Origin of the sequence: Nocardia sp. NBC_00565 (assembly GCF_036345915.1) — a bacterium.
Classification (GTDB): domain Bacteria; phylum Actinomycetota; class Actinomycetes; order Mycobacteriales; family Mycobacteriaceae; genus Nocardia.
The window spans coordinates 6,368,945-6,387,784 of sequence record NZ_CP107785.1; the positions used below are offsets into that span (position 1 = coordinate 6,368,945).

An 18,840-nucleotide genomic window follows, 5' to 3' on the forward strand; every position below is an offset into this window, starting at 1 on the left:
CCCCTGACACCCGACGCTACCGCTTCCCGGCCTGACGAGCGGTTGCGGCTCAGTGCAGCTGGTTCTGGGCGGGTTCGAGGCCGACTCGGAGCAGCAATTCGACTGCGTCCGCGGCTTGTTCGACGATGACCGGAACTTCCTTGCGCTCCACCGACGAAAACGGTTTGAGCACATAGTCCGCCGGATCCTGACGGCTCGGCGGGCGGCCGATACCGATGCGGGTGCGCAGGTAGTCCTTGGTGGTCAGGGCGCTGGAGACCGAACGCAGACCGTTGTGCCCGCCCTCACCACCGCCGCGCTTGAGCCGGACCTGGCCGAAGGGGAGGTCGAGTTCATCGTGCACGACGATCACCTCGGTCAGCGGCACCGAGAAGAATTTCGCCAGGGCCGCGACCGGACGCCCGGACAGATTCATGAACGTCCGTGGCTTGGCGATCAGCACCTGGCGCCCGTCCAGCCGCGCCTGCAGCAGGTCCGCACCGGATTTCTTGTGCACGGCAAAACGGCCGCCGACGCGCTGCGCGAGCACATCGGCGACCAGAAAGCCGACATTGTGCCGGGTGCGCTCGTACTCGGGACCGGGATTACCCAGTCCGACCACGAGCGCGGGCCCGGTCGAGGATTCGGTCATCGAATAACCGACCCGGGGAGTTCTTACTCTTCGCTCTCGGACTCCGCGGCAGCGGCAGCGGCCGCTTCGGTCTCCTGCGCGGAGGCCGGGGCCGCGATGATGTTGACGATCAGGGTCTCCGGGTCACCGGCCAGGGTGACACCCTTCGGCAGCGTGATCTCACCCGCGGTGATCTGGGTGCCCGCCGCGACACCCTCGATCGAGACCTCGATGGACTCGGGGATGTTCAACGCGTCGGCCTCGATGGACAACGTGGTGGTGTCCTGGGTGATCAGGGTGCCGGAGGCGGCATCGCCGGTCAGCGCGACGTTCACATCGGCGGTGACCTTCTCGCCACGCTTGACGATCAGCAGGTCGGCGTGCTCGATGTAGCGGCGAATCGGGTGCACCACAACGGATTTGGTCAGCGCCAGCTGCTTCTTGCCGTCGATGACGAGGTTCAGCACCGCGTTGGTGCCGTGCTCGCGCAGGATGGCGGCGAAGGCTTGGGCGTTGAGCGAGAGGTGCTGCGGGTCGGCGGCGTGACCGTACAGTACGGCGGGTACGTTGCCCGCGCGACGGGTACGGCGGGCGGCACCCTTGCCGAACTCCGTGCGGACGGCGGCTTCGAGAAGGTTGGCGTCAGACATGACTGGATCTACTCCCTACGGCTCTTCCGGGCTGTCAACAGTGCGCCAGGGACTGCTTCCGCCCTGGCAAAGGTTGGTCTATTCGTCGGGCGAAAACCGAACGAGGACGGCAGAGAGCCGAGCCGCGTCGATCACGGTGAGCGCAAAACGTCTGCGGTCACCCTCGCCGAGACAACCCGAACACCATAGCGCAACCGTTTATGTCCAGCTGAATCGGGTGGTGGGGTCGGCACATCCGGATGGTTACTCGGGTCCAGTACGCTGGATCGGTTGCCGACCGGCCATCTGAAAGGTTGTTGAAGTTGACCGCCTCCACTGAGGGTGTCCTCGCGCCCGCCCCGCGTGGGTTGCCCGCCGAGGTCGCCCGACGGCGCACATTCGCGGTGATCTCCCATCCCGACGCGGGCAAGTCGACGCTCACCGAGGCGCTCGCGCTGCACGCCAAGATGATTTCCGAAGCGGGCGCCATCCACGGTAAGGCCGGGCGGCGCTCGACCGTATCGGACTGGATGGAGATGGAGAAGGCGCGCGGTATCTCCGTCAGCTCGACCGCGCTGCAGTTCAATTACCGCGCCGCGGGCTCCGATATCGACAACGTCATCAACCTGGTCGACACCCCAGGTCACTCGGATTTCTCCGAGGACACCTACCGCGTGCTCACCGCCGTTGACGCCGCGGTCATGCTCATCGACGCCGCCAAGGGGCTCGAGCCGCAGACGCTGAAGCTGTTCCAGGTCTGCCGCCACCGCGGCATCCCGGTGATCACCGTCATCAACAAATGGGACCGCCCGGGCCGCGCGCCGCTGGAACTGCTCGACGAGATCAACGAGCGCATCGGCCTCACCCCGACCCCGCTGTTCCTGCCGGTCGGCATCGCGGGCGACTTCCGCGGCCTGCTGCGCCGCGGCCCCGAGGGCGAGGCCGCCGAATACATCCACTTCACCCGCACCGCGGGCGGCGCGACCATCGCGCCGGAGGAATCGATCACCCCGGAAGCCGCCGAGGCCCGCGAGGGTGAGGCGTGGACGACCGCCGCCGAGGAGAGCGAACTGCTCTCGGCGACCGGACAGGATCACGATCAGGAAATGTTCCTGGCCGGTCAGACCTCCCCCGTCATCTACGCCTCGGCAATGCTGAACTTCGGTGTGCGGCAACTGCTGGAGACGCTGGTTTCGCTCGCGCCGGCGCCGGGTTCGCGCGCCGATGTGCACGGCACCCCGCGCACCACCAACGACCCGTTCAGCGCGGTCGTATTCAAGGTGCAGGCCGGAATGGATGCGGCACACCGGGATCGGCTCGCGTTCATGCGGATCGTCTCCGGCGAATTCGAGCGTGGCATGGTCGTGACGCATGCCCAGACCGGTCGGCCGTTCGCGACCAAGTACGCGCTCACCGTCTTCGGCCGTGAGCGCACGACCGTCGACACCGCCTACCCGGGCGATGTGGTCGGCCTGGTCAACGCCACGGCGCTGGCCCCGGGGCACACGCTGTTCGTGGACAAGAAGGTGGAGTTCCCGCCGATCCCGTCCTTCGCGCCGGAGCATTTCGCGGTACTGCGCGCGCAGAGCGCGGGCAAGTACAAGCAGTTCCGCAAGGCCATCGATCAGCTCGACTCCGAGGGCGTGGTGCAGGTGCTGCGCAATGACGCGCGCGGCGATGCGTCACCCGTGCTCGCGGCGGTCGGCCCCATGCAGTTCGAGGTCGTCACCGCACGCATGCTCGCGGAGTTCAACGTCGAGACGCATATGGAGCATCTGCCCTACACGCTGGCGCGGCGCACCGATGCGGACTCGATGGGCGAACTCGACCGGCAGCGCGGCGTCGAGGTTTTCACGCGCTCCGACGGGGCGCTGCTGGCGCTGTTCAGCGATAAGTGGCGGTTGCAGTACATCGAGAAGGAGCATCCGAAGCTCACGCTCGAGCCGTTGGTCGCGGCGGCGGACTAGTTGGCCGATTCACCCCGCCTCGGGCTCCGCTTCAGGTGCGGGCTCGCGGCGAAAAGTCGTACCCGGATTACGCTCGACCGACGCGATGCCGTCCTCCCGCGCGATCAGCCCCCAGCGACTCGACGTCAACCGCAGGCTGGGCAGGTCGCTGAGCGATAGGACCACCTCGTAGGTCCGCTCGTACCCGGTGTGCGCGATGCGCCAGCGCCCGTCCTGACAGCGCACATAGCGGTCGGTGTAGAACGCCGCGCCGCGTAGCAGCATGTTGTGCGCCGGTATCAGCACGGTATCGGCGAGATACCAAGTGCCGGTGGCGGTATCGCCGTCGACATCGATCTCCGGATGGTCGCATCTGTGCTCGGTGATGACATGTGGACCGAGGGTGTTGCGCATGAATGCCAGGAACGCGTCCCGCGACTCGAACTGCAGGTACTCGCTGTACGTGGCGGTCGCCTCGGGGATCATGGTATCCGCGAATTCATCCCACGACTTGGTGTCGAGGGTGCGCAGATACCGAAACTTCAGGCGACTGATCGCTGACACAGCATCCTGATCCATATATCAACAATCCCATTCGAAGCCGCAGTGCTACAGGAATTGGAAGATTTGTATCAGATTGCTATCACCAGTACCCGATAATCACCGGGTTGACACGGCGGTCAGTTCCCGATGGTGAAGCAGGTGTGGCAGAAGTCGCTGCCGAACTCGGTCAGTCGCAGACTCTTGCGCACGATCTTGGGCGCGCGCCCGGCCTTCTTCAGCGCCGCCTCGACCACCGGCTGCACCTCGAGCACCATGTACCGGCTGAGCACCACCGGATCGTCGGAGACCTGGGCCAGCCCGAGCCGGGTGAGGTTGATCAGATAGGTGCGCGCCCGGTCCGGGTAACGGACACCGGCCTGTTCGGGCACCGAGGTCAGATCCCCGGTCACCAGTTCCGAGCCGATGCCGAGCGGACGGTTGGTCCGCACATCGACCGAGGGCTGCGGACCGTTCAACGCCATGAACCGCAGAATGCGCGCCTCATCCGGAGCCAACTCGTCGAGGATCCGGTCGTAGGCGGGGTGCACATCTTCGGTGAAGTAGACATCGGCCGAGCGGGCGAGCAGCGCATCGCCACGGCGGCGCAGTTCCTCGCTGCTCGCCGAGTGCAGCGGCGTGCCGATGCCGAGCGCCTGCTGCTGCGCCGCACCGTTCGAAGTCGGTACGTAGCTGACGATTTCGCGCACCGACCCCTCGGTGACGCCGAGCGCGCTGCGCGCGATGGAGCGCAGCGCATTGCCGGTGCGTTCGGCGATATCGGCCGACGACTCACCGTCGAGCGCGGCCTGGGTGATCTCCTTGGTCACCTCGTAGGTCGTCTCGACGGCCCACTGACTGCCGCGCGCCACGGTGCCCGCCGCGAGCCCCGCCGCTCGGAACACACCGCGAATCAGCCGTGCCTCATTGCTGATCTGCCGCTGTTCGACATCCGAGCTGCGCTCCATCGAGCGGGAACCGGCCCGGGCCACGTCCTGTCCGGTCCTGTCGTCTGCCACGTTCTACTCCGATGTATTGCCTGCCAAGTGAACGAATACGCCCACAGATTATTGCCCGCAAGCCTTCCAGGTAGGTCCAACCGCGAGCCGAGTGGGGCCAGCACGCACGCCGACCCCTGCTGTCGAACGTGTGGCGGTCGTCATTGTCTCCGTCGCTGATTGACAGTACGACATTCTGGACACGCAGTGTGACTGACGTCTCAGACACTCCGGTGTGGGTCGGAACACTCGCGGTGGACCGGGCTCTCTACCGCACAGTAGGGTCCGTCTGCCGACTGAGTGCTAGTTTGAGGTCCCGGTGAGGCGGCGGTCACCGGGTATTCGGCAGGAGGGTGTCGTGTTAGAGAGTGTTTTCGGTGTCCACCCGACGCTCCTGCTCGAGCTAGTGACCATCCCGCTTTTCACTGGCATCATCGGCTACGTCACCAACTGGACCGGCATCCTCATGCTGTTCAAGCCGGTCGCCTTCCATGGCACGCATCTACCTGGTCTACGCGCAGTGTTTCCGTTCCTGCCCAAGCGAATTCAGGTGCTGCCGCTACTGAGTTACGACGGCAGAATCGGCTGGCAGGGCATCGTGCCGTCGCGCGCGGACAAAATGGCGAGCATCGCGGTCGACAAGGGCCTGGCGAAACTCGGTAGCGTCGCCGACTTCTATCGCGAACTGGAGCCCGACAAGCTCGCCGAACACCTCGCCACTATCGCCGACGCGCAGATCAAGGACATCGTCGAAGAAATCCTGCGCCGCGAACACCCGCAACTCTGGTACAACTTGCCGACCGGCGTGCGCGAGATGATTCACGCGCGGGTCCGCCAGCAGCTGCCCGATATTCTGCGCGAGCTGACCGAGGAATTGGGCGCCAATATCGATCAGCTGCTCGACGTCAAGCAGATGGTCATCCGCTATTTCCAGGCGCGGCCACATCTGCTCAACACCCTTTTCCAGGTGCTCGGCGCCAAGGAACTGCGCTTCATGCAGAACTTCGGTTTCTACTTCGGCGCTCCGATGGGTGTGGTGCTGGTCGGGGTGCTGCATGTGACCGGTTGGTCGACACTGGTGGTGCTGCCGGTCGGCGGCGTCATCATCGGCTGGGTGGTCAACTGGATCGGCCTGAACATGATCTTCGCGCCCGCGTATCCGAAGTGGTGGTGCCCGTGGCGGCAGGGTCTGCTGATCAAGCGGCAGTCCGAAATCACCGACGGCTACGCCGAATTGGTCTCCAGTCAGGTGATGACCGTCGCCAATATCGGTGACGAACTGCTGAACGGCCCGCGCTCGGACCGGACCATGCAGATGCTCGAGGACACCCTGCGCCCCGCCGCGGACCGCGCGCTCGGACCCGCCCGACCGGCGGTGAAGTTCATGCTCGGCAGCCGCGAGTACGACTCGCTGCAGTCGACACTGACCGCCGAAGCCATGACCATCGCCCCCATCGCCTTCGCCGATCCGGACTTCAACATCCAGCAGGGCAGGCAGATCAACGACTACATCGCCAAACAGATGTCGGCCCTGTCGCCCCCCGACTTCGTGGATATGTTGCGATCGGCCATCAAACAGGACGAATGGCTGCTTTTTCTGCATGGCGGCGTGTTGGGCCTGTTCGCCGGATACGCTCACATCCTGATCTTCGGAACGGGAGTAGCGACATCATGGCTGTGACGGAATCGGGCGGCGACGATCTCTCGGCCGCCGGGCAGCGCTCTGCTCGTGTGGAGCCCTCCGAAACGGCCGAAACACCCCGGCCCGCAACAGAAATCGCGCGGCTGCCGAGCGCCGCGGTCGAGCTCGAATCCGCCACGCGCAAGCGGGAACTCGGGTCGGTGCGCAAGACCGTCCGCGCGACCACCGGCGTGGCGCGCGTCGCGGTGACCGCCGCTGGCGCGGTAACCGCGTGGAGCATCGACACCGCGCTCGGTGTCGGCGCCACCGTCGTCAAGGGCAGCATCGCGGGCAACCCGCCGCGCGAAGTACTCGCCGAGGCCGAGGCGGAGGTCCGCGACGCCGTGCGCCGCGCCCTGCGCCTGCCCGCCACCCCCGAACAACCCACCACCGATGCCGTGCCCACCCTGCGCGAACAAGGTGCCGCGCTGCTGCGACTGTCCGCGAGCACCCAGGGCGAACATCACGAAACCCACCCCGCCTTCGCCCGCATGCTCGAGGAACTGACTCCCGACGAAGCCCGCATCCTGCGCTTCCTCCACCTCGACGGCCCGCAACCCGCCATCGACATCCGCGCCGGGCGCCCCCGTGCCCTCGGCACCGAACGAATCATCTCCGGCCTCAACCTGATCGGCGACCACGCCGGCCTGCGCTTCCCCAACCGCATCCAGCAATACCTCCCCAACCTCCGCCGCCTCGGCCTCATCGATTTCGCCAAGGACCCGGTCGGCAACCCCAACCGCTACCAAATCCTCGAAGCCCAAGCCCCCGTCCGAGAAGTCCTGAAACGCTCCGGCTTCGGCACCAAGATCTACTACCGCAGCATCACCCTCACCGGTTTCGGCGCCGACTTCGTCCAAACCTGCCTACCAATAGTTGTCCAAGACGGCCGAGCCTCCGGCACCGACTAGCAGCGCGCCCAGTCCGCCGACGGCTCGGCCCCGACCGAGCGTAGTCAAATGGTGGTCCGCCCCATCGCGGGTAGTGAAATGGTGGCTCTAAAGGCCCAATGGCAACGACCATTTGACTACCGTCGACGGAAAAGCCACAGCTAGTGCCTGGTCCAGAACCTGCCGATCCATCGGGGAGGTCAGGCGCCGTCGGCTAGTTCCAGCCAGCGCTCCTCGGCGGATTCCTTTTCGGCGCGGACCTGTTTGAGTTCCGCGCCGAGGGTGATCAGTTTGTCCGGGTCGGTGGCGGCGTCGGCTAGGGCGGCGTGGAGGCGTTGTTCGCGTTCGGTGAGTTTGTCGATGGTGCGTTCCAGTTTGGCCAGCTCCTTGCGGGCGGCTCGGTAGGCGGCGGAGTCCGTGGCGGGGGTGTCCGGCTTGGTTTCCGCGGTGGATCGCGTTGTGGCAGAGCTCAATACGGCGCGCTTCTTCAGGTACTCATCGATGCCGCCAGGGAGGTTGGTGAGTTTGCCATCGCCGAACAGAGCCCAGGTGGAGTCACAGATGCGCTCGATCAGGTAGCGGTCGTGGCTGATCACGACCAGGGTGCCCGCCCAGTTGTCGAGGAGATCCTCGAGCTGTTGAAGGGTGTCGATGTCCAGGTCGTTGGTCGGCTCATCGAGGAGCAGGACATTCGGTTCGGCCATCAGGATACGGGTCAGCTGGAGTCTGCGCCGCTCGCCACCGGACAGGTCGCCGACCGGAGTGCGCTGGCGGGCCGGGGTGAAGCCGAGGCGCTCGGCCAACTGGCCCGCGGAGATCTCTTTATCGCCCAGCATGAGTCGCTGTGCGATCTGCTGCACGGCTTCCAGCACCCTAAGGTGGGTCGGCAGGTCGTCGAGTTCCTGACGCAGCCAGCCGATCTGGACCGTCTGCCCCTGAACGCGTTTGCCCGCAGCGGGTTCGGCCGCACCGGCCAGCGTGCGCAGCAGGGTCGTCTTACCGGAGCCGTTCACCCCGACCAGGCCGACCCGCTCCCCCGGCGCCAACCGCCAGGTCAAGTCGCGCACCAGTTCTCGGCCATCCGGCGTGGTGAGGGTGGCGTCCTCGAGTTCGATCACGACGCGGCCCAAGCGCTTTCGCGCGAATGCGGCCAGCGAGACGCTATCGCGCGGCGGCGGCACATCGGCGATCAGCGCCTCGGCCGCCTCCACCCGATAGCGCGGCTTGGAGGTGCGCGCCTTCGCGCCGCGCCGCAGCCAGGCCAGTTCCTTGCGTGCCAGGTTCGCGCGGCGAGCCTCGGTGGCGTCGGCCTGGCGTGCCCGCTCGGCGCGCGCGAAGATCCAGTCGCCGTAACCGCCCTCATAGCTCTCGACCTTGCCGCCGACGACCTCCCAGGTATCGGTGGCAACGGTGTCGAGGAACCAGCGATCGTGCGTCACGACTACCAGTGCACTGCGGCGGTTGAGCAGGTGTTCGGCGAGCCACTGCACACCCTCGACATCGAGGTGGTTGGTCGGCTCGTCGAGCACCAGCAGATCGAGGTCGCGCACCAGTGCGGCAGCCAGTGCGACGCGGCGGCGCTCACCGCCGGAGAGGTTGTCTACGGAGGTGTCCAGGCCGAGACCCGCGATCCCGATGCCTTCCATCACCGAACGGATGCGCGGGTTCGACGCCCATTCGTGTTCGGCGACATCATCGGTCATCGCGTCGTCGGCCAGGCCGGCCAACACCACCGAACCAACGGTCGAGCCCGGCGGCAGCACACCGCGCTGGGTCACCACCGCCATGCGCAGCCCACCGACCCGGCTCACCCGGCCGCTGTCGGGCGGCTCGAGACCGGTCAACACCTCCAACAGGGTTGTCTTGCCGCCGCCGTTGAGGCCGACGACACCGATTCGCTCGCCCGCGTGAATGCCGAGCGATACGTTATCCAGGAGCGGCTTGATGCCGAAACTCTTGGCGACCTGTTCGAGGTTGATCAGGTTGGACATGAATCCTTCCGAGGTCATGCGCAGGCGTGTGCTTGCCCTGGGCAAGCGTACTGTTCCGTCGCTGGACGCACTGAGGCCCTACGAGTCGCTGCCGGGCAGCGCTCGAGCGCCGTCGACCGTTACCGCCCAACCCGCCGCTAGCAGGGCGGCTCCTCTGATCGATGCACCGACACCGAAGTATCTCCCGAACAAGGCGCATATCGATCGGCACAATCGGCCGGAACAACGCATTCGCCCGGTGCTGCCTGGCGGTCAGCGACGCGGCACTTCGACAATGATCGATGCGAACCAGGTCGGGACGATGCTCCATCACGAACCCGAGGTTGCGGAACGAACAGCGTTCGTTTAGAGTTGATCCAGCGAACACTGTTCGTTACGAACGAAGTTCAATGGCGCTCTCGACTACAGCCGCAGCATGGGAGCCCCACCTCGGGTCGAGGTGCGCGGGGCGGCACGGTTCAAATACCCCTTACCTGGAGGTTTTCATGCACGTCGGACTCGGTCTGCCCATCTCCGATCCCGCCGCACTGCTCGACTGGGCTCGCCGCGCCGATGCGGGCCCCTTCTCCACCCTCGGTCTGCTCGACCGGCTCGTTTACGACAATCCCGAACCACTCGTCGCGCTCGGCATGATCGCGGGCGCCACCAACCGCATCAAGGTGCAGACCGAGGTGCTCATCGCGCCGTTGCGCGAGCCGTCACTGCTCGCCAAGCAGGCCGCCACCCTGGACCGCATGTCCGGCGGCCGACTCGTGCTCGGCCTCGGCGTCGGCGGTCGCGCGGACGATCACCTCGCCTCCGGCACCGACCTGCGCACCCGCGGCCGCCGCCTGGACGAGCAGCTCGAGATCATGCGCCGCCTCTGGTCCGGCCAGCCGTACGGCCCCGACTGCGGTCCGATCGGTCCCGCGCCGCTGCGACCCGAAGGCCCCGAAATCCTGTTCGGCGGCTTTCAGCCCGCCGCCATCGATCGCGTCGGCCGGTGGGGCGGCGGCTTTCTCGCCGCCGCCGCACCCTCCTGGGCCGGTGGCCTCTTCGACACCGCCCGCTCCTCGTGGAAGGAACACGGCCGCGACGGCGAACCCCGCATCGTCGCCCAGGTCAATGTCGCACTCGGCACGCCCGACCTGATCGAAGACGCCCGCACCTCGATGGGCGACTACTACGAATTCAGTGGTCGCGCCGACTACATGCTCGCCGGCATGCTCACCACGCCCGCCGAGATCCGCACGACCATCAGCCAATTCGAAGATCTCGGCGCCGACGAGGTCATGCTCTACTGCTACGGCCGCGACGCCGACCAGGTCGACCGCCTCGCCGAGATAATCGCTTAGTCCCAGGTGGACGGCATCGCTCGACGATGCCGTCCACTGATCTGGACCGCGAAACGTCAGCGCTTCCCGTGTGTGTCGCTGATGACCCGGGCACCTGATACGGGGCCGCTGGCGATGCGGACGCTTCGGCACACACCTGCACCGGCGAGTTCCGCCGCCACCGCCACCGCGGCATCCTCGCTGTCGCAGAGGAACGCGCACGTCGGGCCGGAGCCGGAGACCAAGCCGGCGAGTGCGCCGGCGCCGACGCCCGCGCGCAACGCCCGGCGCAGCTCCGGCTTCAGTGACAGTGCCGCCGCCTGCAGATCGTTACCCAGCAGCGGCGCAAGCTGTTTCGGATCACCCGAAGCCAGTGCCTGCATCAACGCCTGCGGCTGGCCGAGCCGGGGCGGAGCGCCGTTCTCGCGTAGTCGATCGAGTTCCGCGAAGACCGCGGGCGTGGACAACCCACCCTTGGCCAGCGCGAGCACCCAGTGAAAGGTATTGCGCGACAACACCGGAAGCAGCCGTTCACCACGACCGGTGCCGAGCGCCGTACCCCCGTGCAGCGCGAACGGCACATCGCTGCCGAGTTCGGTCGCCACCGCGAACAGTTCGTCGCGGGTCAGTCCGACATCCCATAGTTCGTTCAGCCCGACGAGCGCGGCGGCGGCATCGGCGCTGCCGCCCGCCATCCCACCGGCCACCGGAATGCCTTTGTTGATGACGATCTCCACCAGCGGCGCTCGCCCGGCCAGGTGCGCGACCCGCACCGCCGCCTTCCAGACCAGGTTGGTGCGATCGGTCGGCACCTCGTCAGCGCCTTCGCCGCTCACCCGGACGGCCAGCGCGGCGGCGGGCGCGATCTCCAGATCGTCGCTGAGCGATAGCGCTTGGAACACCGTGGTCAGGTCGTGGTAGCCGTCCGCGCGCAAGTCACCGACGCCGAGATGAAGGTTCACCTTGGACGGGGCGCGCACGACGACGGGACTTGGCACAACTGACAACACGGTGCTCAAGCCTATCCGGTGGGTCCGACAGACGCGCAGCACGAGATGAGACATTCACCCACCATGTGTCGGACAGTTACAACAGCGCGCCACCTGTGGCATCGATCCGCGGGGACAGTGATGCAAGGTAGGGCCAGGCAACTCATACTTGCACTAGATACCCTTGGGGGGTATGTTTCTTGTCGTGTCGGAGATACCCCCGCACCGTATGATCGAAATGCGAAGGAGTCGGAGATGGCCACGAGCACTTACACCGTCACGGGAATGACCTGCGGACATTGCGTCAGTTCGGTCAAGACCGAGATCGGCAAGATCGATGGCGTGACCAGTGTGGACGTCGACCTCGCCACCGGCGCCGTCCGGGTGGACAGCGCGGCTCCGCTCGCCGCTGCCGATATCGCCGCCGCCGTGGACGAAGCGGGGTACGAGGTCGCCGTCTGATACCGGCCCGGCTGACGTTCGCCGCGGTCGGTGGCGGACTCGTCGCGCTGTTCGGTGTCACGCTCGGAATCGTCGCCCCGGTGGGCGATCCGGCCGGGCCGACACCGGACCACGGCGCGATACCGTCTCCCGCGCAGGATGCCGGGCTGTCGGATTCGCGATCCGGTTACCCCCTGACCGCACCCGCGGAGCCGAATCGAGCCGGGCACCTGCGTTTCGGATCACCGGACCGGACGCCAGCTCCGGTCACCCGATTCACCGTACAGCGCGGCGGCACGCCGGTGACCGACCTCGAACCGCATCTGGGCGCCTACGCACATCTGGTCGCGTTGCGCGCCAACGACCTTGCCTACCTGCACGTTCATCCGCAAGGTGAAATCGGCCGCACACCAGCCGATCCGGAGTCATCTTCCATACACATGCCCCGAGTGCGGGCGCATATCGGCTGTATCTAGACTTCTCACACAGCGGTGCCGTGCACAGTGCGGAATTCATGTGCACGCCGAATCATCCACAGCGCCATCCACATCCAATGATGGGCAACATTCGGGTGGCGGTCACCCCTGACCTTGCCGCCGACCAGCGCTCGATCGGGCTGGCAAACGGCGGGGTGACCTGCGCCTTTGGCACGAGCAGCGGCTCGATCGCATCGACGGGGGCTGCCGAGCTCCTCGATGTCGCCACGAAAAGGCAAATGTCAGGTATCCACAATCTGTTTCGGCGCGGCCGCCGTCGGAGCCTGGGCGGCCAGACGGACGAAGGCCGCAGTGTCGAGAGTTTCGCCGCGGGCGGTCGGAGCGATGCCTGCGGCGACCAGGCGGCGTTCGGCCTCGGCGGGTGAACCTGCCCAACCACCGAGGGCCGCGCGAAGCGTCTTGCGGCGCTGGGCGAAGGCGGCGTCGACGACCTCGTAGACGCGGCGTCGGTGCGCGGCGTCCATCGGCCATGGCGGTTCGGCGTAGCGCTCGATGCGGACCAGGCCGGAATCGACGCGTGGAACCGGCCAGAAGACCTGAGTGCCGACCGCGCCGGCTCGGCGCACGGTGCCGAAGAAGCCCGCCTTCACACTGGGGACGCCGTAGATGCGACTGCCCGGCTCGGCGGCGAGGCGGTCCGCCACCTCGGCCTGCACCATCACCAATGAGGTTGTGATACTGGGCAATTCGGCCAGCAGGTGGAGCAGCACCGGTACCGCGACGTTGTAGGGCAGATTCGCGACCAGCGCCGACGGTTCCACCGGCAGATCCCCCGCCCGAACCCGCAGCGCGTCGGCCTCGACCACCTTCAGCTGCCCGGCCAGTTCCGGCGCGCGTTCGGCGACCGTCACCGGAAGATGCCGCGCGAGAACAGGATCGATCTCGACCGCGACGACCGAATCGACCACATCCAGCAGCGCCAAGGTCAGCGAGCCGAGCCCGGGCCCGACCTCGAGGACCGTGTCCTTACGCCCAACACCCGCGGCCGCGACAATGCGCCGCACCGTATTGGCGTCGTGCACGAAGTTCTGCCCGAGCGTCTTGGTCGGCCGCACGCCGAGCCGCTCGGCCAGCGCCCGCACTTCGGCGGGCCCGAGCAACGCGGCGCTCCCACGAGCGGAGATATCGGGTTCGGACACGTCGCACAACGTATCAACCCCACCCGCGGCTCCCGAGCGGCGCACACCCGCTGACCGGATCGCGACACAGAATGTCCGATCAGCTCGTTGTGAGCGATTCCGCCACCGTCATACGCTCCGCCCATGTCGAAGTTCACCTTCCACGGCAGCGATGGGTGCCCACTGCACGCCACCGTTGTCGGCACCGGGCCCGCGTTGGTCCTCATGCACGCGGGCGGCCCGGATCACCAGAGCATGCTTCCGCTCGCCGCCCGATTGGCCGACCGGAATACCGTGGTGCTGCCGGATCTGCGCGGCTACGGCCAGTCCGTCTGCGCCGATCCGGCACGGCACACCTGGGCGCAGTACACCGAGGACGTCATCCGGGAATTCCTCGAACAGAACCCCGCGACCTAGCCTATTCCGAGCCGGCTGGTGCAAGCAGGCCAGGCACCCCAGCCCTGCCGCGCCCGGGTGACCTCGGCGATGGCGATCTGCTCTTCGCGGGTGGCCAGATCGGCGCGGGGCGCGTACTTCGTTCCGCCCTGGCGCTCCCAGGTGCTCTGGTCGAACTGGATGCCGCCGAAGTAGCCGTTGCCGGTGTTGATGGCCCAGTTACCGGTGGATTCGCAGCGGGCCAGCGCATCCCAGATCGCGCCGTCGCGCACGGGCGGCACTTCGGTTCCAGGCTTGGCGCCCTTGCGGACCGTCTTCGGCTGCGCCGTCACGGTGACATTCGAGGCGATCGGCTGCCTGCCGACCTCCTGGCCGTTGACCATGCTGACCGCGAAGGTGACGTCCTGGACGCCGGGCGCTCCGGGACTCTCCACTACGGTCCGGCTCATATTCAGGGTCGGATCCTCGATCACATTCTCCGGCGGATCCAGCGGCATCGTCTCGACCCTGTTCTCGATCCGCTTGCGGGTCACCACGATGCGCAGACCATCGGTCAGCGGGGTGGTCGCGGCGGGCTCGACGCTGTCCTCCTGGATCAGCGGAATGCCCGCCACCGCAAGGAATTCGCCGACGGTCGGCGCGGCGAGCCGGACGTCGACCGGATTGCCGATGCCGTCGAGCAGCGAGACCGAACGGGGGCTGGAAATACTCAGCGCGGCACCTTCCAGCGGCAGCCGTTCGTTGCGTGCCGGGGATACGAACACCTCGCCCGGCAGGTGCAACTGGTCGAGGACCTCACCCGCCGTCAGACCGGTGGACCACACCTTCTCGACCTTGCCGTCCAACGACAGCGCGACCTCACGAGCCCGGTTCAACGTAATGGTCGCGCCATCGGTGATCACCGCGGCCAACGCGGGCCGGACCAGATCGCGATCGTTCACATCGAACCCCGCGGCCCGCAACACTCCGCTGACGTTGCGCGACATGGTGGTCTGCGTCGTCTGCTCGCCGTCCACGACGACCGTGACCGTCTTGCGGTTCACGATCGCCATCGCGGCACCGACGATCAGCGTCACCAGCAACGCCGCGACCGCCGCGTACAGCAGCGGCGAGCGCGACTGGTTGATCCTCGAGAATGGAGACATGGTCACAGTACGATAACGAAGGGGTCAGGAGTCGACAACCGCAGAGTTCTCAGCGGCGGATATCAATATCACAAACCGATATCGATGCCGCAGGTAAATCACAAAACATGTCGAGCAAAGTGACCTAGGACACACTTACCCGATCCAGCCCCCTTGCGCATCCGCGCGGCTGCGGATACCGCCGTTTCAGATTCCGTAAATGCGGCGAGCGTTCGCGGTGGTCGTTTTCGCGAGCTCCAACGGATCCTGTTCCCGCAATTCCGCGAGGGCGCGCACGGTGTACGGCAGGCAATACGGCTCATTGGGCGCACCGCGGTACGGATGCGGGGTCAGATACGGCGCGTCGGTCTCCACCAGAATCTGATCGGCGGGCACCACCTTGGCGGCCTCGCGCAATTCATGCGCATTCTTGAAACTCACCGTGCCGGAGAAGCTGAGGATGTAGCCCTCGGCCACACAGGACATCGCCATATTGGTATCCGAGGAAAAGCAATGGAAGATCACGGCTTCCGGCGCGCCCTCGTCCAGCAATACCGTCAGTAGATCGTGGTCGGCCTCGCGGTTGTGGATCATCAGCGGCTTGCGCATGCGCTTGGCAAGATCAATATGCCAGCGGAAACCTTCGACCTGATCCTCGATATCGGCGCAGCCATCGAGCTTGCCCGGCCAGTAGTAGTCCAGGCCGGTTTCGCCGATCGCGACCACGCGCGGGTCGGCGGCCAAACGCTCCAGTTCAGCCTTGGCCGCGTCGTCCAGCGCGTTCGCGCGCGTCGGATGCAGGGCGACGGCGGCGAAGACCCGGCGGTCCCAGTTCGCCGCTCGCACGGCCCACTGCGCGGCGGCCAGATCGTCGGCGACGGTGACCACCTGACCGACACCTACCGAGGCTGCCCGGTCCACGATCACGGCCGTCGACTCCGCATCGGTCGCACCGCAGGCGTCCAGATGTGTGTGCGCGTCCACCAGCGGCGCGAGCGGTTCCGGCAGATCGGGCGCGGGACGCCGCGCACTCATCGGCGGGCTCCGGCGAAGCCGAACACGGGCCCGGGCCGGCGGCGAGCGCGTGCGGGGATATTCACGTGAGCGTCGGAATCCACGCGCATTACAGTAGACACACCATGAGCGAGCGAAGCGAGCGATCTATCAATACAGCCGACTTGTCGGTCATGCCGGAGCTGAGCGCCAGCGAGGCGCAGGCATGAGCGACGTCGACCGCCCCGCCTTCTACATCACCACGGCCATCGCATACCCGAACGGTGCGCCGCACATCGGGCATGCCTACGAGTACATCTCGGCCGATGCCCTCGCCCGCTTCAAGCGGCTCGACGGTTATGACGTGTTCTTCATGACCGGCACCGATGAGCACGGGCAGAAGATGCAGCAGACGGCGCTCGCCGAGGGCGTGCCGGTGGAGGAGCTCGCAGCGCGCAACTCCGATGTGTTCGAGGCGATGGACAAGGCGCTCGACATCTCCTTCGACCGCTTCATCCGCACCACCGACGACGACCACCAGGTGGCCAGCTTCGCGATCTGGGAGCGGATGCTCGCCAACGGCGATATCTACCTGGACAACTACTCCGGGTGGTATTCGGTGCGCGACGAGGCGTTCTACACCGAGGAAGAGACGACGCTGCTCGACGACGGCACCCGGATCTCGACCGAGTCCAAGACGCCGGTCACCTGGACCGAGGAGTCGAACTACTTCTTCCGGCTGTCCAACTACCAGGACAAGCTGCTCGCGCTCTACGACGAGCACCCCGAATTCATCGCGCCCGCAACGGCTCGCAACGAAATGGTGAGCTATGTCAAGGCGGGTCTGAAGGACCTGTCCATCTCGCGCACCACCTTCGACTGGGGTGTGCCGGTACCCGGCCATCCCGATCATGTGATGTACGTGTGGGTGGACGCGCTGACCAACTACCTCACCGGTGTCGGCTTCCCGGATACGGAATCCGCCGCGTTCCAGCGGTTCTGGCCCGCCGACGTGCACATCATCGGTAAGGACATCACCCGGTTCCACACCGTGTACTGGCCCGCGTTCCTGATGTCGGCCGGTATCGAGTTGCCGAAACGCGTTTTCGTGCACGGGTTTCTGTACAACAAGGGCGAGAAGATGTCCAAGTCGGTCGGCAATGTCGTCGACCCGCTGGCGCTGGTGGACGAATACGGCGTGGACTCGGTCCGCTTCTTCCTGCTGCGCGAGATCTCCTACGGCCAGGACGGCAGCTACAGCCACGAGGCGATCGTCGGCCGGATCAATACCGATCTGGCCAATGAATTCGGAAATCTGGTGCAGCGCAGTCTGAAGCTGGTCGCGCGCGATTGCGGCGGCGTGGTGCCGACGCCGGGTGCGTTCACCGACGCCGACCGCGCCCTGCTCGACCGCGCCAACGGCCTGCTCGAGCGCTGCCGTACCGAATTCGATGCCCAGCAAATGCATTTGGCGCTGGAGGCGATCTGGCTGACGCTCGGCGAGGCGAACAAGTACTTCTCCGCCGAGGCACCGTGGGCGCTGGCCAAGGCCGGTACCGAGGAATCGCTGGCGCGTGAGGCCACGGTGCTGTACGTGACCATCGAGATGTTGCGCATCGTCGCCATCCTGGTTCAGCCGGTGCTGCCCGAATCCGCGGGCAAGATCCTGGACCTGCTGGCCACGCCGAATCGCACCTTCGCCGATATCGCGACACCGCTGGTCCCCGGTACGCCGCTGCCGGCGCCGGAGGCGGTCTACCCGCGCTACGTGGAGCCGAAGAACTGAATACGACAGAGCCCCCGAGATGATCGGGGGCCCTGCGGTATTGCTTACTTCCAGCGATCCAACAAGCGATTCATCTCGGCTGTCAGCGCCCATTGGAGCAGAGGTCCGAAACTGATGCGGCCGACGCCCTGATCGGCGAGGACGGCCCGATCGGATTCACCGGGCACCCCGACCACGCTGATCGGCCGCGGCAGTTCACTCGTCAGCCGCCGTACGTCGGCGTCGTCGCGCGCCCCCGCGGGGAACAGGGAGTCCGCGCCCGCCTCGGCGGCCAGCCGCAGGCGCGCGATGGCGCGGTCGACGCGGTCGCTGTCGGCACCGTCCTTGCGCATGAACAGATCGGTGCGGGCGTTGACGACCACGTGCACGCCGGCGGCATCGGCGAATTGCCGCAGCCCGCGCACGAAATCGGCATGCTCCTCAGCGGTGCGCAATCGACCGCCCTCGCTGTGCACCGTGTCCTCGATATTGAGGCCGATCGCGCCCGCCTCCAGTAGACCCTCGATCAACTGCGCGGGCTCGAGCCCGTACCCGGATTCGATATCGACCGAGACCGGCACGTCGACCGCGCCGGTGATCTGCCGCACGCGAGTCAGCAGCTCAGCGAACGTCATACCTTCCCTGTCGCTGCGCCCGACCGAATCGGCGACCGGATGACTACCCAGGGTCAGCGCCGAAAATCCCGCCGCCACAGCGACATTCGCCGACCACGCGTCCCATACCGTCGGAAAGACACCGGGATCGCCCGGGATATGCAATTCGAGAAATGCCTTCGCCTTGCTTTCCAAAGAGGTCATGACACCGATCATCGTCCGGCCCGTGATCGATAGCACTATGACACTCCCCATCCACTCGCCCGAGTGTGTCCGCGACGGCGAGTCGCGCGACGAACTGTCGA

Annotated in this window: 18 protein-coding genes; 8 read left to right on the forward strand and 10 right to left on the reverse strand. The window is 66.3% G+C overall.

Annotated features, from left to right (window positions below):
* Positions 1 to 49: 49 nt before the first annotated feature.
* Together pth and OG874_RS29415 are read right to left on the reverse strand one after the other, a co-directional pair.
* Positions 50 to 631: an aminoacyl-tRNA hydrolase gene (pth, locus tag OG874_RS29410; protein ID WP_330250348.1), complete on the reverse strand. Its 582-nt coding sequence runs from the start codon at positions 629 to 631 to the stop codon at positions 50 to 52.
* A 23-nt stretch (positions 632 to 654) separates the two neighbouring features.
* Positions 655 to 1,260: a 50S ribosomal protein L25/general stress protein Ctc gene (locus OG874_RS29415; protein ID WP_330250349.1), complete on the reverse strand. Its 606-nt coding sequence runs from the start codon at positions 1,258 to 1,260 to the stop codon at positions 655 to 657.
* 302 nt (positions 1,261 to 1,562) lie between these two features.
* Between OG874_RS29415 and OG874_RS29420 the strand changes: the two genes are divergently transcribed.
* Positions 1,563 to 3,206, forward strand: a complete 1,644-nt coding sequence (locus OG874_RS29420) for a peptide chain release factor 3 (protein ID WP_442943136.1) — start codon at positions 1,563 to 1,565, stop codon at positions 3,204 to 3,206.
* 9 nt (positions 3,207 to 3,215) lie between these two features.
* Here the strand turns inward: OG874_RS29420 and OG874_RS29425 are convergent, their stop codons facing one another.
* Positions 3,216 to 3,764, reverse strand: a complete 549-nt coding sequence (locus OG874_RS29425; protein ID WP_330250350.1) for a nuclear transport factor 2 family protein — start codon at positions 3,762 to 3,764, stop codon at positions 3,216 to 3,218.
* Positions 3,765 to 3,865: 101 nt separating this feature from the next.
* Positions 3,866 to 4,744 carry an Abi-alpha family protein gene (locus OG874_RS29430; RefSeq protein ID WP_330250351.1) on the reverse strand — a complete coding sequence of 293 codons (879 nt, stop codon included), beginning with the start codon at positions 4,742 to 4,744 and terminating at the stop codon, positions 3,866 to 3,868.
* A 337-nt stretch (positions 4,745 to 5,081) separates the two neighbouring features.
* On the opposite strand from OG874_RS29430, the gene OG874_RS29435 reads away from it, so the two are divergent.
* Both OG874_RS29435 and OG874_RS29440 read left to right on the forward strand, forming a co-directional pair.
* Entirely contained in the window at positions 5,082 to 6,404 is a 1,323-nt protein-coding gene (locus OG874_RS29435; RefSeq protein ID WP_330250352.1) for a DUF445 domain-containing protein, read from the forward strand.
* Positions 6,395 to 7,315: an Abi-alpha family protein gene (locus OG874_RS29440; RefSeq protein ID WP_330250353.1), complete on the forward strand. Its 921-nt coding sequence runs from the start codon at positions 6,395 to 6,397 to the stop codon at positions 7,313 to 7,315. Before OG874_RS29435 ends, OG874_RS29440 begins: the two co-directional genes overlap by 10 nt.
* Positions 7,316 to 7,494: 179 nt before the next feature.
* Here the strand turns inward: OG874_RS29440 and OG874_RS29445 are convergent, their stop codons facing one another.
* A complete protein-coding gene (locus tag OG874_RS29445) occupies positions 7,495 to 9,285 on the reverse strand; it encodes an ABC-F family ATP-binding cassette domain-containing protein (RefSeq protein WP_330257468.1) in 1,791 nt (596 codons plus the stop codon).
* Between the two features lie 485 nt (positions 9,286 to 9,770).
* Here OG874_RS29445 and OG874_RS29450 point away from each other — a divergent pair, with 485 nt between their 5' ends.
* On the forward strand, positions 9,771 to 10,619 hold the full coding sequence (locus OG874_RS29450) for an LLM class flavin-dependent oxidoreductase (RefSeq protein WP_330250354.1): 849 nt from the start codon (positions 9,771 to 9,773) through the stop codon (positions 10,617 to 10,619).
* A gap of 56 nt (positions 10,620 to 10,675) precedes the next feature.
* On the opposite strand, the gene OG874_RS29455 is transcribed toward OG874_RS29450, so the two are convergent.
* The gene (locus tag OG874_RS29455) at positions 10,676 to 11,608 is read right to left on the reverse strand and encodes a 4-(cytidine 5'-diphospho)-2-C-methyl-D-erythritol kinase (RefSeq protein ID WP_330250355.1); all 933 of its coding nucleotides are present in this window, start codon (positions 11,606 to 11,608) and stop codon (positions 10,676 to 10,678) included.
* Between the two features lie 234 nt (positions 11,609 to 11,842).
* Here OG874_RS29455 and OG874_RS29460 point away from each other — a divergent pair, with 234 nt between their 5' ends.
* Both OG874_RS29460 and OG874_RS44910 read left to right on the forward strand, forming a co-directional pair.
* Positions 11,843 to 12,049 (forward strand): heavy-metal-associated domain-containing protein, encoded by a 207-nt coding sequence (locus OG874_RS29460; RefSeq protein ID WP_330250356.1) that lies wholly within the window; start codon positions 11,843 to 11,845, stop codon positions 12,047 to 12,049.
* An 80-nt stretch (positions 12,050 to 12,129) separates the two neighbouring features.
* Positions 12,130 to 12,504, forward strand: coding sequence for a hypothetical protein (locus OG874_RS44910; protein WP_442943137.1), 375 nt, complete (start codon positions 12,130 to 12,132; stop codon positions 12,502 to 12,504).
* Positions 12,505 to 12,746: 242 nt separating this feature from the next.
* Here the strand turns inward: OG874_RS44910 and rsmA are convergent, their stop codons facing one another.
* Positions 12,747 to 13,664, reverse strand: a complete 918-nt coding sequence (gene rsmA, locus OG874_RS29470) for a 16S rRNA (adenine(1518)-N(6)/adenine(1519)-N(6))-dimethyltransferase RsmA (protein ID WP_330250357.1) — start codon at positions 13,662 to 13,664, stop codon at positions 12,747 to 12,749.
* A 123-nt stretch (positions 13,665 to 13,787) separates the two neighbouring features.
* On the opposite strand from rsmA, the gene OG874_RS29475 reads away from it, so the two are divergent.
* Positions 13,788 to 14,060: an alpha/beta fold hydrolase gene (locus tag OG874_RS29475; RefSeq protein WP_330250358.1), complete on the forward strand. Its 273-nt coding sequence runs from the start codon at positions 13,788 to 13,790 to the stop codon at positions 14,058 to 14,060.
* Here the strand turns inward: OG874_RS29475 and OG874_RS29480 are convergent.
* Positions 14,057 to 15,184 carry a transglycosylase family protein gene (locus tag OG874_RS29480; protein ID WP_330250359.1) on the reverse strand — a complete coding sequence of 376 codons (1,128 nt, stop codon included), beginning with the start codon at positions 15,182 to 15,184 and terminating at the stop codon, positions 14,057 to 14,059. The genes OG874_RS29475 and OG874_RS29480 overlap by 4 nt on opposite strands.
* Positions 15,185 to 15,370: 186 nt before the next feature.
* A complete protein-coding gene (locus tag OG874_RS29485) occupies positions 15,371 to 16,198 on the reverse strand; it encodes a TatD family hydrolase (RefSeq protein ID WP_330250360.1) in 828 nt (275 codons plus the stop codon).
* A 184-nt stretch (positions 16,199 to 16,382) separates the two neighbouring features.
* Here OG874_RS29485 and metG point away from each other — a divergent pair, with 184 nt between their 5' ends.
* The gene (gene metG, locus OG874_RS29490) at positions 16,383 to 17,942 is read left to right on the forward strand and encodes a methionine--tRNA ligase (protein ID WP_330250361.1); all 1,560 of its coding nucleotides are present in this window, start codon (positions 16,383 to 16,385) and stop codon (positions 17,940 to 17,942) included.
* A gap of 44 nt (positions 17,943 to 17,986) precedes the next feature.
* Here the strand turns inward: metG and OG874_RS29495 are convergent, their stop codons facing one another.
* Complete coding sequence (locus OG874_RS29495; RefSeq protein WP_330250362.1) at positions 17,987 to 18,739, reverse strand: isocitrate lyase/PEP mutase family protein; 753 nt, start codon at positions 18,737 to 18,739, stop codon at positions 17,987 to 17,989.
* Positions 18,740 to 18,840 lie beyond the last annotated feature (101 nt).

Excerpts from the sequence above, each read along its gene's own strand:
- pth (WP_330250348.1), bottom strand. The coding sequence starts at position 631 with ATGACCGAATCCTCGACCGGGCCCGCGCTCGTGGTCGGACTGGGTAAT.
- OG874_RS29415 (WP_330250349.1), bottom strand. The coding sequence starts at position 1,260 with ATGTCTGACGCCAACCTTCTCGAAGCCGCCGTCCGCACGGAGTTCGGC.
- OG874_RS29425 (WP_330250350.1), bottom strand. The coding sequence starts at position 3,764 with ATGGATCAGGATGCTGTGTCAGCGATCAGTCGCCTGAAGTTTCGGTAT.
- OG874_RS29440 (WP_330250353.1), top strand. The coding sequence starts at position 6,395 with ATGGCTGTGACGGAATCGGGCGGCGACGATCTCTCGGCCGCCGGGCAG.
- OG874_RS29445 (WP_330257468.1), bottom strand. The coding sequence starts at position 9,285 with ATGTCCAACCTGATCAACCTCGAACAGGTCGCCAAGAGTTTCGGCATC.
- OG874_RS29450 (WP_330250354.1), top strand. The coding sequence starts at position 9,771 with ATGCACGTCGGACTCGGTCTGCCCATCTCCGATCCCGCCGCACTGCTC.
- OG874_RS29460 (WP_330250356.1), top strand. The coding sequence starts at position 11,843 with ATGGCCACGAGCACTTACACCGTCACGGGAATGACCTGCGGACATTGC.
- OG874_RS29475 (WP_330250358.1), top strand. The coding sequence starts at position 13,788 with ATGTCGAAGTTCACCTTCCACGGCAGCGATGGGTGCCCACTGCACGCC.
- OG874_RS29480 (WP_330250359.1), bottom strand. The coding sequence starts at position 15,184 with ATGTCTCCATTCTCGAGGATCAACCAGTCGCGCTCGCCGCTGCTGTAC.
- OG874_RS29485 (WP_330250360.1), bottom strand. The coding sequence starts at position 16,198 with ATGAGTGCGCGGCGTCCCGCGCCCGATCTGCCGGAACCGCTCGCGCCG.
- metG (WP_330250361.1), top strand. The coding sequence starts at position 16,383 with ATGAGCGACGTCGACCGCCCCGCCTTCTACATCACCACGGCCATCGCA.
- OG874_RS29495 (WP_330250362.1), bottom strand. The coding sequence starts at position 18,739 with ATGACCTCTTTGGAAAGCAAGGCGAAGGCATTTCTCGAATTGCATATC.